The 12,094-nt window shown below is 70.0% G+C and carries 11 protein-coding genes; 5 read left to right on the forward strand and 6 right to left on the reverse strand.

Features of this window, described 5'->3' with window-relative positions; all coding sequences use genetic code 11:
* Positions 1 to 380 precede the first annotated feature (380 nt).
* The 3 genes from ACOV8S_RS03475 to ACOV8S_RS03485 all read left to right on the forward strand — a co-directional run bounded on the left by ACOV8S_RS03475 (position 381) and on the right by ACOV8S_RS03485 (position 2,983).
* A complete protein-coding gene (locus tag ACOV8S_RS03475) occupies positions 381 to 866 on the forward strand; it encodes a VOC family protein (RefSeq protein ID WP_448316040.1) in 486 nt (161 codons plus the stop codon).
* 96 nt (positions 867 to 962) lie between these two features.
* Positions 963 to 1,571 (forward strand): TetR/AcrR family transcriptional regulator, encoded by a 609-nt coding sequence (locus tag ACOV8S_RS03480; protein ID WP_448316041.1) that lies wholly within the window; start codon positions 963 to 965, stop codon positions 1,569 to 1,571.
* Positions 1,572 to 1,576: 5 nt separating this feature from the next.
* Positions 1,577 to 2,983, forward strand: coding sequence for an MFS transporter (locus ACOV8S_RS03485; RefSeq protein WP_448317336.1), 1,407 nt, complete (start codon positions 1,577 to 1,579; stop codon positions 2,981 to 2,983).
* 496 nt (positions 2,984 to 3,479) lie between these two features.
* Here ACOV8S_RS03485 and ACOV8S_RS03490 read toward each other — a convergent pair whose 3' ends face one another.
* The 3 genes from ACOV8S_RS03490 to ACOV8S_RS03500 all read right to left on the reverse strand — a co-directional run bounded on the left by ACOV8S_RS03490 (position 3,480) and on the right by ACOV8S_RS03500 (position 8,973).
* Positions 3,480 to 3,692 (reverse strand): hypothetical protein, encoded by a 213-nt coding sequence (locus ACOV8S_RS03490; protein WP_448316042.1) that lies wholly within the window; start codon positions 3,690 to 3,692, stop codon positions 3,480 to 3,482.
* A gap of 1,262 nt (positions 3,693 to 4,954) precedes the next feature.
* Positions 4,955 to 5,083: a hypothetical protein gene (locus tag ACOV8S_RS03495; protein WP_448316043.1), complete on the reverse strand. Its 129-nt coding sequence runs from the start codon at positions 5,081 to 5,083 to the stop codon at positions 4,955 to 4,957.
* A 512-nt stretch (positions 5,084 to 5,595) separates the two neighbouring features.
* A complete protein-coding gene (locus tag ACOV8S_RS03500; protein ID WP_448316044.1) occupies positions 5,596 to 8,973 on the reverse strand; it encodes an RHS repeat-associated core domain-containing protein in 3,378 nt (1,125 codons plus the stop codon).
* 463 nt (positions 8,974 to 9,436) lie between these two features.
* Here ACOV8S_RS03500 and ACOV8S_RS03505 point away from each other — a divergent pair, with 463 nt between their 5' ends.
* Together ACOV8S_RS03505 and ACOV8S_RS03510 are read left to right on the forward strand one after the other, a co-directional pair.
* Positions 9,437 to 9,679: a DUF5713 family protein gene (locus ACOV8S_RS03505; RefSeq protein ID WP_448316045.1), complete on the forward strand. Its 243-nt coding sequence runs from the start codon at positions 9,437 to 9,439 to the stop codon at positions 9,677 to 9,679.
* Positions 9,676 to 10,254, forward strand: a complete 579-nt coding sequence (locus ACOV8S_RS03510) for a hypothetical protein (RefSeq protein WP_448316046.1) — start codon at positions 9,676 to 9,678, stop codon at positions 10,252 to 10,254. Before ACOV8S_RS03505 ends, ACOV8S_RS03510 begins: the two co-directional genes overlap by 4 nt.
* A 52-nt stretch (positions 10,255 to 10,306) precedes the next feature.
* Here ACOV8S_RS03510 and ACOV8S_RS03515 read toward each other — a convergent pair whose 3' ends face one another.
* From ACOV8S_RS03515 to ACOV8S_RS03525, 3 genes are read right to left on the reverse strand one after another with little or no spacing between them, the layout of a single operon-like run.
* Positions 10,307 to 10,723 (reverse strand): ankyrin repeat domain-containing protein, encoded by a 417-nt coding sequence (locus ACOV8S_RS03515; RefSeq protein WP_448316047.1) that lies wholly within the window; start codon positions 10,721 to 10,723, stop codon positions 10,307 to 10,309.
* Entirely contained in the window at positions 10,720 to 11,178 is a 459-nt protein-coding gene (locus ACOV8S_RS03520; RefSeq protein WP_448316048.1) for a glycosyltransferase, read from the reverse strand. The genes ACOV8S_RS03515 and ACOV8S_RS03520 overlap by 4 nt, the downstream gene beginning before the upstream one ends.
* A complete protein-coding gene (locus ACOV8S_RS03525; RefSeq protein ID WP_448316049.1) occupies positions 11,175 to 11,957 on the reverse strand; it encodes a glycosyltransferase in 783 nt (260 codons plus the stop codon). The genes ACOV8S_RS03520 and ACOV8S_RS03525 overlap by 4 nt, the downstream gene beginning before the upstream one ends.
* Between the last annotated feature and the right edge of the window lie 137 nt (positions 11,958 to 12,094).

A 12,094-nucleotide genomic window follows, 5' to 3' on the forward strand; every position in this document is an offset into this window, starting at 1 on the left:
GTCCGGGGGTGGGGGTCCCCGCTCCTTCGGGCGCCCGCGCCGGGGCCGTCGTGGCCGCCGTGGCCGAGACCGCCGCGGCCACGGCACCCGCCACGGCAAGGGCAACGATCCGGTGCATCATGTGTCGGCTCCTCCGTCGGCACGCCCCTGAACAGCGACATCACGTCACCGAGGTCACTTCCGACAGCGTCACCGACGCCCACCGCGCGTGCACCGGCACGCGGACAAACGGGCTAGCAGGGCAGCGGCGGGTCGCGTCACGGCGACGTCGCCCGAGGCCGTCGCCTCCCCGCACGCTTGACCTCAAGCGCGCTTGGGTTCCTAGGTTCGGCACCGAGCCGTCGGAACCGCCGGCGGCGTCCACGTCCAGGAGGTCCGCCATGACCGAGCGCAGCGACTTCGCCGAGATCCCCGACCGCTACCGCTACGCGGTGGTCCCGCACATCATGGTCGACGACGCCGCCGCGGCGATCGACTTCTACCGGCGGGCCTTCGGCGCCAGGGAGGACTTTCGGATCGACGCCCCGGGCGGCGGCGTCCTGCACGCAGAGATCAGCATCGGACCGTCCACCCTGATGCTGGGCGACGCCAGTGTGGAGGAGGCGGAGGCCGCGTCCTTCGCCGCGCCCGCCTCGCTGGGCGGGGGCACGTCCGTCACGCTGCACGTCTTCGTGCCGGACGTCGACAGCCTGGCGCGTCGCGCGGAGTCCGCCGGGGCCGAGATCCTCCAGCCGCCGACCGACATGTTCCACGGCGACCGCACGGTCATCCTGCGTGATCCGTCCGGTCACGTGTGGGTGTTCCTGACCCACCAGGAGGACGTCCCGGAGGGCGAGTTGCGCCGCCGTCTCGCCGCTTCCGCCTGACCGGATCGTGACCGGCCCGGCGTCGCTCATCCCTCGCGCCGCGGCCCTCACCACGCGCGGTAGACAGTGTCTACGCGAGGGTGGTAGACACTGTCCATGTCTGGTGAGGGCTCCCTGCGGGAGCGGTTGATCGACGCCGGGGTGGACCTGGTGCTGGCCGAGGGGTCCGCGTCCGTGGGGCTGCGGGAGATCGCGCGCCGGGCGGGGGTGTCGCACGGCGCGCCGCGCCGTTACTTCCCCACGCATCACGCCTTGTTGTCGGCGATCGCCCGGCGCGGCTTCGAGGACCTGGGCGCCTGGTTCGTGGCGGCCGCGGCCGACGCGCCCACCCCACGCGCGCAGTTGGAGGCGATCGCGCGGACCTACGTCAGGTACGCGCTCGAGCGGCGCGGCATGTTCGAGCTGATGTTCCGCCACGAACTGCTGGACAGCACGTTGCAGCAGGCGGCCGGGGAGCAGCCGCGGCTGCGCGAGGCGACCCTGCCGATGTTCCAGCACTTCACGCGGATGGTCGCCTCGTGCCGCCCGGGGCAGGAGGCCGAGGTGGCCGCGGCCGCACTGTGGGCCAACCTGCACGGCGTCGCACAGCTATGGGCGTGGGGGAGCCTCCAACTCGTGCTCGGGCACGAAGGGTTGGCCGCCGAAGAGCGCGACCGGCTGGTCATGGCGGTGCTGGACGCCCATCTCGGACCGGTGACCCCGTGACGGCGGTGACCACGCCGCTGCGGCGGCGGCTCGCCCTCACGGTCAGTGTGGCCGGCGCGATGATCGTCGCCCTCGACGGCAGTGTCCTGCTCGTAGCGCAGCCGAGCCTGGCGGCGGACCTCGGCGCGAGCGTGGCACAGGTCCAGTGGACGAGCACCGGCTACCTGGTCGCGGTGGCCGCCTTCCTGGTCGTCGCGGGGCGGCTGGGGGACCGGTACGGTCACCGGCGCCTGCTGCTGGCGGGGGTGCTCGGATTCGGGGCCGCCTCGGCGGGCATCGCGTTGGTGCCGGGCGTGAACGGGGTGATCGCCCTGCGCGCGGTGCAGGGCGTCTGCGGCGCGCTCCTGCAGCCCGCGACGCTCGCGCTGCTGCGGCTGAGCTACCCGCCGGACCGGCTCGGCACGCCCATCGCGATCCGCACCAGCGCCATCGCGGTGGCCGCGGGGGCCGGACCGCTGCTCGGGGGTGTGCTCGTGGCCCACCTGGGCTGGCGTTCGGTGTTCTGGGTCAACGTGCCGGTCGCGCTGCTCATCGCCGCCCTGGTCCTCGCCATGCGCACGACGCCGACGCCGACGCCGACGACGCCGGACCGGGCTCGGGCGGAGCGGCTGGACCTCGCCGGGGCCGGGCTGCTCGCCGTCGCGCTCGCGGTGCTGGTCCACGCCCTGGCCGGGGTGCCCGAGCGGGGGTGGTGGGCCGCCGCGACGCTGCTCGAACTCCTCGCGGTCGCCGGGTTGGGCGCGGTGTTCGCACGCCACGAACGCCGGGTGGCCGATCCCGTCGTGCCGCCGGCCGTGCTGCGGTCCGTGCCGGTGACGGCCTCGCTCGCGCTGCTGCTCGTCACCAACACCGGTCTGTTCGGGACGCTCTTCCGGGCCACGTTCCACCTGCAGGACGAACTCCGTCTCGACCCGCTCGTCACCGGGCTCCGGCTGGTGCCGTTGACCGCGTGCATGATCCTCGGCGCCCCCGTGGCGAGTGCCGCCATGCGGCGGTTCGGGGTGCGCGGCACCGCGGTCGCCGGCTCCGCGCTGGTCGTCGTGGGGATCGCGGCGCTGTCCGTGCTCGGTCCGGCGGGCACCTGGGCGGGCATGGCCGTGCCCTTCGCGGCGGTCGGGGCCGGGTGCGCCACCGTGATGGTCACCGCGACCGGGACCGTGGTCGGCAGCGCGCCGCCCGGTTACGCCGGGGTGGTGGGCGGGCTGAAGCAGACGGCCATGAACGTCGGGCCCACACTGGGGATCGCCGTCGCCGCGGGGGTCTCCGGGACGGCGTTCTCCTCGCTGAGCTCCACGCTCCTGCTCCTGGCGGCCCTCACCGCCCTCGGCCTCCTGGCCGCGTCACGGCTGCCGCGGGCGGTGCCCGGTGCGGACACGATGAGCACCGCGCCCGTGCCGTCCGCCACCAAGTAGGCGGCGCGGGGGTGTTGTCAGTGGCCCGGGCGGGATCGGTGCGACCACTTGGGAGAGCCCGCTGGGGTCGACGCGGTCGACGGGTGAGCCTTCGGCGGAGAGGTGGGAATGCTGCTCGAGCATGAGGAGGGCTGCGCTTGTGCTCGTTCGGTCTTGCGGTAGGTCGATGTCGTCCAGCGCCATGGGAACTTCGAGCGCTGCGCACAGCAGGACGCCTCAGGCGGCGCGCCCATGGGAATGCGAGCAGTGCGGCGCTCTGCCCGGCCGAGGTCGGACCGGCCGGGCAGAGACGGCTCCACGTACGTGGAAACGGCGCGGTGTCGGCTTCACTCTCCCCTTCCGGAGGATCCCCGTCGATTGTTCTTCACTCCGTAGTACGTGATGATGCCGATGACCACCGCGACTGCCACGACGAAGAGGATGATCCCGAAAGTTCCGTCTGGATACCACGCGCGAGCCAGGTTCACTGCTTCACCTTCTTTCTCTCGTAACGGGTTCAGGGGGATTTCTTCTTGCGGCCGAAAGCGAGCCACGCGACAAGGACCAGGGTGTCGATGATCAACGCGACGGCCAGGACCGGATGCGCGGCGTCCCACCCGCCTCTCGCGCCCAGGAAAATGGCGAGCAGGTACAGAAAGCAGGACGAGGCGACGAAGACGACGAAGTTGCGCTTCATCGCGCCTCGCCCGTAGACGCGTTCGAACATCATGGCTTCTTCGGTGCCGGGGTGGCCGTCGCAGGCCGGCCACCCCGGCGTTTCTGAGGTGTGGGGATCAGTTGCTCAGCGAGTCCTCGACCTTCCCGCCGACGTACTCGCCCACTGCCCCCGCGACGATCGTGCAACCGGTGCCGAGGGCGAAGGCAGCGACTCCTCCTGTGGGGACGGCCGCGAATCCCGCGGCGAACGCCAGGCAGACTCGATCGCGATACCGGTGGCGAGGCCGGCGACCTGTTCGATCAGTGCGTTGGTGTCGCCGGTGAGGCCGTTCGAGACGGCTTCGAACAAGTCGCCCGAACCTTCCGCGACAGCGCTGACCCAACTGAGTCCGGTGGGGTCGATGCGGTTGGCGGGGTCACCCTCTGCGTATATAGGTAGAGGTTCCCCTCTCGGCACGCGCCCCCTGACCAGAAAGAGAAGAGAAGTGCGGTTGGCACTTCAGTCGCTCCTCCGCAGGTGGAACCCGCCCAGTATCAAGAGGGCAGCAGTGGTGATCGTTACGTATCGCGGTGCGTCAATGCTGCTCAGCGCTATTGCAGCTACGAACGCTATGCAAAGCAGGACGCCTCCGGTGGCGTGTCGCGAGGGCCTCACCTCTGGCGCTTTCGGAAGTAGAGGATGATGACCACCACGCAGGCGAGAGATCCGAAGAATAGGTAGGGCCCCCACCCTTCTGGGATCCACCAGCCCGCACCTTCCGAGGCGATATGAAACATTTCCCCTTCTCCTTACGGTATGGGGCGGCGCCACCAAGCGCCGCCCCGGTGGCATCCGGTCCCGTGCCGCACGAGGGAATGGGCGGCTGTCCGGTGCATGACGGTTCTTCACTCTGCCCCTGGAGTGCAGCAAGGCGCCGCTCAACTGCCAGCCGTGGTGAATGCCCGTAGCTCTGGGACCGGGTGGCTCATCTCTCCGAGTTCGATCGGTCACGTGAACGCCGAAAAATCGTAAGAAGGCGCCGCAAGCGAAAGCTACCGGTCAACCCCAGACACCAGTTGCGTAGACCACCCTGACCAGGATCAACACGCCACCGATGGCCCTGTACGCCAACGCGTTGGACCTGCTGAACCGTTCTCCCTTGCGACTGCCGTACACAGCAGCCCGCTTAGGCCCGCCAAGGAGCAGGAACAGACCCATCAGAGCGATCAACACTCCGACAACGATGTGCACGCCGGCGTCCTTTCCGTGTAGAGAAGATACGAACGCGAGCGAGGCCCTTCCTGGTAACAGAAGGGCCTTCTCGCGTGCTGTTTCTACTTGCGCTTCCGCAGGTAACCGATGCCGAGAATGATGAAGATGATCACCACTCCCCCTACAGCTGCGTAGGGCGACCACGAGGGCCCGTCAGGCCTGTAGTTGGCGAGTTGAAGCAGAGTGGGCATGGGCGTCTCTCGCTCGTATCCGGTCAGAAGGTGTACTTCACGGCCGGTGCTGCCGCCTGTGCTGACTCCTTCGGAGCCGTGGGTGCTCGCAGTGACCTCGAGAGGACCAAGACCACAACCCACTTCACCGGAATGCGATCAGGAGCGTGAACGCCGAAGCAGGAAAATCCCGATGGCAATCACCGGTGTTGTCGATGCGAGGATCGCCACGCGATCAACCCCCATCACCCCTAAGACGAGAGCCAGTCCTGCCCCAGCGGCGACGATGGCTACAGCCGCGCCTTTCATGGTGCTACCTCATCCGGCGAGGCTCGGTGAGCGGCCCCCTTCACCAACCATTCCTTCGAACGATCCAAATGATCAGAGCCACCAAAACCGCACCTATGATCATAATAGGGATGGCCCATCCTTCTGGGATCCACCACCCTTTTCCCTCAGCGGCAAGCGTGAACACGCGTTCCTCCTCTCGTTGGTCGGGGCAGGCGGGTAAATGCCCGCCTGCCCCGGGAACGTCAGGACCAGGCGGAAACGGCCCGATCCTCGGCGAATGAGCTGGCGGCTTCGCCGATGGCCATGCACGGAACTGCGGCGATGGCTGCGGCGGTCGGGCCAGCGCCCACTGCTGCCACTCCGATGCAGGCAGCCTCAACGGCTGTTCCTACAGCCAGCCCAAAGCCGATCCCAGCGGCCTTGCCCCATTGCCCATCGAGAGCCGCGTTCCACATGGCGCCCACGGAAGCGCCATCGTTGGAGAGGCCGACCGCACTCAACGCGCCGGTGAAAAGACCCATGCCGAGCAACCCGGTGGGGTCGATGCGGTTGACGGGGTCGCCTTCGGCGTAGAGGTAGGGGTTCTTCTCCTGGCCGGAGGGGTCGGGGCTGTTGAAGCGGCCGATGTTGGGGTCGTAGTAGCGGGCCTCGTAGTGGTAGAGGCCGGTGGGGTCCTGGTAGCCGCCGGCGAACCGGTAGGGCTGGGGGACCTGTTCGGTGGTGGCGGCGCGGGTGACGCCGCGAGGGCTGTAGCTGTACGAGTTGACCTTGGCGCCGGTGTCGTCGGTGAGCGCGACGACGGATCCGAGTGCGTCGGTGAGGTAGTAGTAGCTCTTGCCCCCGGTCGTCATGGAGTTGAGGCTGCCCCCGGGCTCCCGGTTGAAGCCCATGTCCACGCCGCCGGTGGTCTTCGCCGACAGGCCCAGGGGGCCGTTGTGGAAGAAGGTGTCGCCGAGGCGGATGCGCTCGCTCTGGTCGGTCGAACCGTACTGTCCGGCGTAGGTGGTGCCGCCCACGGTGAGCGAGGTGAGCTGGGAGTAGTCGGACCACTTCTCGGCGGTCCGGGTCGCCTCGGGCGTGGAGGCTCCGGCAGTCTCGTTGCCGAGCTTGTCGTAGGACCAGTTGGTGCTGTCACCGTTCTTCGCGGTGATCTGCTGCGCGTCGTTGACGCTGTAGGTGGTGCCGCGGGGGCAGCCGGGGTCGACGCCCTGCGACGTGAGGTTGCCGGCCAGGTCGTAGCAGTACTGCCAGGAGGAGTTGAGGGTGGTGCCCTTCTCCTCCTTTGCGTAGTAGAAGCGGCCGGCGCCGTCGTAGGTGTAGCTGGTCTTCATGCCGGTGACGGCGTTGGTGCTGGTGCGGATCTTGCTGCCGTCGTCGCCTGCGTTGGCGCCGGAGTAGGCGTAGGAGTAGGTCAGGTCGACCAGCGTGCCCTTCGGCGAGGTCGCCTTGATGCGCTCCGGCCGGGAGGACTCGTCGAGCGTGACCTCCTGGACGGTGCCGCCCGGGTAGGTGGTCTTCTTGCGGACGTCGTTGTTGTTGTACTCGTACGTGGTGACCTTGCCTGCCGGCGTCTTCAGCTGGGTGAGGTTGTTGACGGCGTCCCAGGTGTAGTCGGTCTGGCCCGCCGGGTCCTCGTAGGTGTCGACGTTGCCGGCCGGCGTGTACGTGAGGATGGTCTGCGACCCGTCCTGCAGGGTGCGCACGGTCTCCCGGTTCAGCGGGTCGAAGGCGTAGCCGACCACCCCGGTCTTGTCGGAGCGCTGTACGAGGTTGCCGTCGCCGTCGTAGTCGTAGGTGACGGTCAGGTAGTTGGAGGAGTCGACCTTCACCACGCGGTCGCGCTCGTCGTACTCGTACGTGACCGTCACACCGCGTCCGTCGCGCACCATGAAGGGGCGGCCGAGGTCGTCGTAGTTGTAGGTCGTCACACCCAGCGGTGCGGGCGGGGTGACCTTGCTCAGGTTGCCCTTGGCGTCGTAGGTGAAGGCGGTGGAGACCGACTTCGTGGAGCTCATCTTCGTGGTGGCCTTGCAGCGCTGGCCCTCGAAGCCGCCGCAGGTGGGGGTGGCCGGGTTGTAGTCGAACGTCTGCGTGCCGCCGCCGGTGCCGGTCACCGCGACGGACTTGGTGTTGCCCGCGGTGTCGTAGGTGTAGTCCGTCTTCTCACCGTCCGGCGTGGTCGTCGTGCCGGGCAGGTCCGCGCCGGACACCGTCTGGTAGGCAGCGGAGGCCGTCGCCCCGGTGGGGAGCTTCGCGGAGGTGGGGTTGTTGCGGGAGTCCCAGCCGTAGATGGTGACATTGCTGCCGACCCCGCCGGTGCCCATCGCGTCGGTGGCCTCGCTGACGTTGTTGTTCGCGTCGTACTTCTTGGAGCGTTCGTGACCGAGAGCGTCGGTCACCTTGGTGACCCTGCCGTCGCCGTCGTGCTCGTAGATGGTGTCGTGCTCTTCGGGGTCGGTGACCGTCGTGGTGCCCGCGTCGGACGGGTGGTCGGCCGAGTAGTCGTAGGTGTAGGTCGGGCCGGTGTGCCCGGAGCCGTCGAACTCGGTCGCCCGTAGCATCGAAGTCACGCGGTTGTGGTCGTCGTAGGTGAAGACCGTGATCCGGCCCTCCGGCGTGATGATCTTGACGAGCCTGCGGGAGGAGTCGTACCGGAACTCGGTCGTCTTGCCCTCGGTGTCCGCCGTCCGCGAGAGATTGCCCTCGGCGTCCAGGTCGAACACCGCGGTGCGGCCGGTGTTGTCCTTGGCCTGCCACTGGCTCGGGTAGGTCTTGACCAGGTCCACCCACCGGCCCGAGCGGGTCTCCGTCACCTTGAAGCCCTTGTGCTCCTCACCCTCGTCGTGCTGCTCGACGGTGATCGCGCCCTTGTTGCGGTCGGTGACCTTGGTCAGCGTGCCGTTGGCGTCGTAGGTGTCCTTCGTCCCCGACTTGCGGTCGGTCAGCGTGAAGGTGCCGTCGCTGTTCTTCTTCAGGTCCTTCGAGTAGCCCTTCGGCGTGGTGAAGGAGCCGTCGGAGTTCTTGCTGAACCGGACGGTGGCGCCGGAGGAGTCGTAGAAGATCACCTCGGACGTGTACATCAGGTCGAGGTAGCGCTCGTACTCCTGCCACCACGGGTCGGAGACCTTGCCCCAGGGTGCGTCGAAGGAGTTGTACGTACGCGCCAGGCGCAGCTTCTGCCCGACGCCCGCGATCTCGAAGTCGGTCGCGGCAAGCATCAGATTGCCGGTGGACAGGTCGATGCGCGCGACCAGCGAGTCGGTGATCCGGAAGTCGGAGATCTGGTGCCAGGGGACCGCGCCCTGACTCTCCGGCACGTAACTGAAAGACGTGACGTCGGTAGAAGGCGAAGCCGACCTCGAGCTGTCCGCCTTCTTGCCCGCGCGGGCCCGCTCCTTCTGCTTCGCCTCCCACGCCGCCTTGTCCTTGGAGGGCTTCGCCTCGGCCTGCGAGGCCACAGGCCTGTTGGAGCCGACCTTCACCGGCGGCATCCGGTGGTCCGTTTTCTTCCCCCACACCGACTCCACCGCCGGATCGGCCGCAGGTGGAGCGGCGACGGCCGGCAGCCCCGCCACTCCTACCGTGAGCACGGTCAGCGCGGCGACCACGCCACGTCTCATGTTCTTCCGGGCACGCCGAAACGGCGTGCCCACGGCACGCGAGTGCATGAAGCATCCCCCACAGAGAGACCCCGGTCGGCCCCAGCGGCCACCGGACGCCCCAGAAGCTGTCACGAGTTCTGCACATGCCGCCGGTCTGTGCCCGCGAATTGATCGAACTCACGGGCGAATTCAAGACGCTTTGGATCTTCCACGGAATCCCGGGAAGAGTGGGCGTTCGGCGAAGAAGATGCCGATACCTCCATGACGATGAGTAGTGGGCATGTGACCGGATGTCGATGCCATGAGCAAAGCCGCCGTCACTCGTGGCTGGTGTCGCAGCCTCCTCCGCCCCGCGTGTACCGCTGACGTGCTCGGACCTACTGCCGGCAGAGTGTCGGTGCTTGCGGGTCCGTCGCCCGGTCGTCGACGCTGACCAACAGCGGCCCTTCACGGCCGTCATGCCGATCGGGAACGAACAGTGGTGGCGGGTCATGCGTTTCTTGCGCAGACGACGGACCCGTACTGCCCACAACACGTCGTCGACAAGGGCAGGGCGGTCCTGCGGTCGGTGTGCGAGCGGATCGAGGCAGAGCGGCCGTCGGGCCTGCCCGCGCTGTACGTGCTCACCGGTGTTGTGACGGAGGAACACAACGCGCGTCACTCGGGATCGGGGACACGGGGCCCGCACGCCTCGCCCGTCCTCGCTGGGACGATGGCCCCGTGAACGACTCCTCGAACACCGGTGCCGGATCTGTTCGTGACCGGCAGCGTGCCGCGGAGCCCGGGTGGGCCGCGTCCGGCCGGTGGCCCGTGCTGGAGGCCGCGCTCGCCGTGGTCAACCGTGGCCTGTCGGCGACCCTGCCGGGGCAGGGCGAGTTGGTCCTGGTGGTGGCACCGTGCGGTGGTCCGCCGGGACCTGACGGGCACGACCGGGAGCACGTCCACGTGGCGTTGCCGGACGGGCGCTGGCACGGTGACCGGGTGAACGCGGGGGATCCGGAGGCGGGGGACCTGCCGGAGCCGGAGGATCCGTCGACGGTGCTGGCCGTGGTCGCTGAGGCGGCGCAGGAGACCGTCATGGAGTTGCTCTGGAAGGTCTGGCCGACCTGCCCCGAGCACGGGACGGGCCTGCACTGCCGTCCGGCGGGGACCATCGACGCAGGGGAGACCCGAGCCGCCGGCGTCATCGGTCGGCCGGTCTGGCGGTGCGGGGGCGGCCGGGACGGAGAGTCGCACGACGTCGCCGTGGTGGGAGAGTTGGCCGCCCTGGTCCGTCGGCCGGATCAGCGCGTCGAGTGACCCAGCGCTGGGGCCGCCTCGCCGCAGGCAGCCGCCCGGCTCTGGACCCCGCTCACTCCCGGGCCCCCGCGGCGAGAAGCGCCGCGACGACCTCGGGGTAGGGCCCGGCCCGCGCCCACTCGAGCGGGGAGCGGCCCGTGCCGTGGTCCTCGCGGAGGCCCGGGTCGGCGCCGTGGGCCAGCAGGGCGCGCACCGTGTCGGTCTCTCCCCAGCAGGCGGCCGCGCACAGGGGCGTGCCCTCGGAGCCGTGGCCGCTCTCCGCGTCCGGGGAGGCGCCGGCGGTCAGCAGGGTGAGGACGTTGTCCGTGGCTCCGGCGACCGACGCCGCGTACAGAGGCGTGGTGCCCTCGGCGTCGGGGGAGTTGGGGTCGGCTCCGGCCCGCAGCAGGGCGCGGATGCGGACGCCGTCGCCGAACGTCGCCGCGTCAATCAGGCGCCTCGTCAGCTTCTTCCGTCGGCGATGGTTCACGGCAGGCGCCCCTCGCCCGACTCCACCGCGGAGACGTGGGCGAGCACCGCGCCGGCGCCGTCCTCGGCGGCCATGCGGGAGGCGAGGCCGGCGGCGCGGTGGCGGTAGGACGGCTCCGACAGGCAGGCCGTGATCCCTGCGGCGAGGGACTCCACGGTGAGTTCCTGGAACGGCAGGGGCGGCGGGGCGACACCCAGGCCGTGCAGCCGGGCGGCCCAGAACGGCTGGTCGGTCAGGACCGGCACGGGCAGCGCGGGGACTCCGGCCCGCAGTCCGGCCCCGGTGGTGCCCGCCCCCGCGTGGTGGACGACGGCCGCGGTGCGGGGGAACAGCCAGTCGTGGGGGAGGTCGCCGACGGCCAGGACGTCGGGACCGGTGGGGCCGCTGCCGCCCAGTCCGGCCCAACCGGCCTGCACCACCGCGCGTACGCCCGCTCGCTCGACCGCGGAGGTCACCAGCTCGCCGAGCCGTCCCCCTCGCCCGGCGCCATGCTGCCGAAGCCGATGAACACCGGCGGCGGGCCGGCCTGGAGGAAGTCGACCAGCTCGGCCGGAGGCTGCCAGCCGTCCGGCCGGGCGGGCCACCAGTAGCCGACCACCTCGGCCCGGGACGGCCAGTCGGCGGGACGGGGAATCACCAGCGGACTGTAGCCGTGGAAGACCCGCCCGGAGTCCTGCGGAGCGCCGTGACCGGTCTCCGGCAGGCCCAGGTGGGCGCGCACCCGGGTCACCGCGCCCGCGAACGCGGCCTGCGTCCGCCGCTCCACCGCCCGGCCCGCTGCGAGGTTGCCTCCGGGCTCCGGACCGTCGGCCTCGCGTGCGCCGGGCAGCCGGAACTCGGTCGTGGCGAAGGACGGGACGAGGTGGGTGCCGACGACGGGCACGCCGAACGCCGCACCGGCGGTCCTGCTGAGCGGGGCCGGCCCCTGGGCGGTGAGGACCAGGTCGGTCCCGGCCGCCACGGCATCCGCCACCCCTTCGGCGAGTCCGTCCGCGTAGGCCCTGGTCAGGGCCCTGGCCTCGTCCCGCGTGGCCGCCCGGGACCACCCGCGGAGCAGTTCCTGCGGGTCTCCCGGAACGGGCCGCAGGCCGAGGCCGCAGCCGTCGATCAGCGAGGCGAAGGACGGGTGGGCGGCCAGGGAGACCTCATGTCCCGCGTCCCGCAGGCGTCGTCCCAGGCCCGTGAAGGGCGCGACGTCTCCCCGTGAGCCGGCGGTGACGATCAGGATGCGCATGCGCCGATTCTCCTCCGCCGCGTCACCGGGTTGTCGGGCGGCCCGGTGCGGAGGGGGTGAGGCACTCGAAGGTCGCGGTGGGGGCGGTGGTGGAACGGTGACCGGCGGTCGTCCGTTGGACGGGCATGACGGTGAGC

The organism is Streptomyces sp. CO7, from assembly GCF_053474865.1.

Bases quoted from the DNA above. Each gene is read 5' to 3' on its own strand.
- ACOV8S_RS03475 (WP_448316040.1), top strand. From the start codon at position 381: ATGACCGAGCGCAGCGACTTCGCCGAGATCCCCGACCGCTACCGCTAC.
- ACOV8S_RS03480 (WP_448316041.1), top strand. From the start codon at position 963: ATGTCTGGTGAGGGCTCCCTGCGGGAGCGGTTGATCGACGCCGGGGTG.
- ACOV8S_RS03490 (WP_448316042.1), bottom strand. From the start codon at position 3,692: ATGATGTTCGAACGCGTCTACGGGCGAGGCGCGATGAAGCGCAACTTC.
- ACOV8S_RS03495 (WP_448316043.1), bottom strand. From the start codon at position 5,083: ATGCCCACTCTGCTTCAACTCGCCAACTACAGGCCTGACGGGCCCTCG.
- ACOV8S_RS03500 (WP_448316044.1), bottom strand. From the start codon at position 8,973: ATGAGACGTGGCGTGGTCGCCGCGCTGACCGTGCTCACGGTAGGAGTG.
- ACOV8S_RS03525 (WP_448316049.1), bottom strand. From the start codon at position 11,957: ATGCGCATCCTGATCGTCACCGCCGGCTCACGGGGAGACGTCGCGCCC.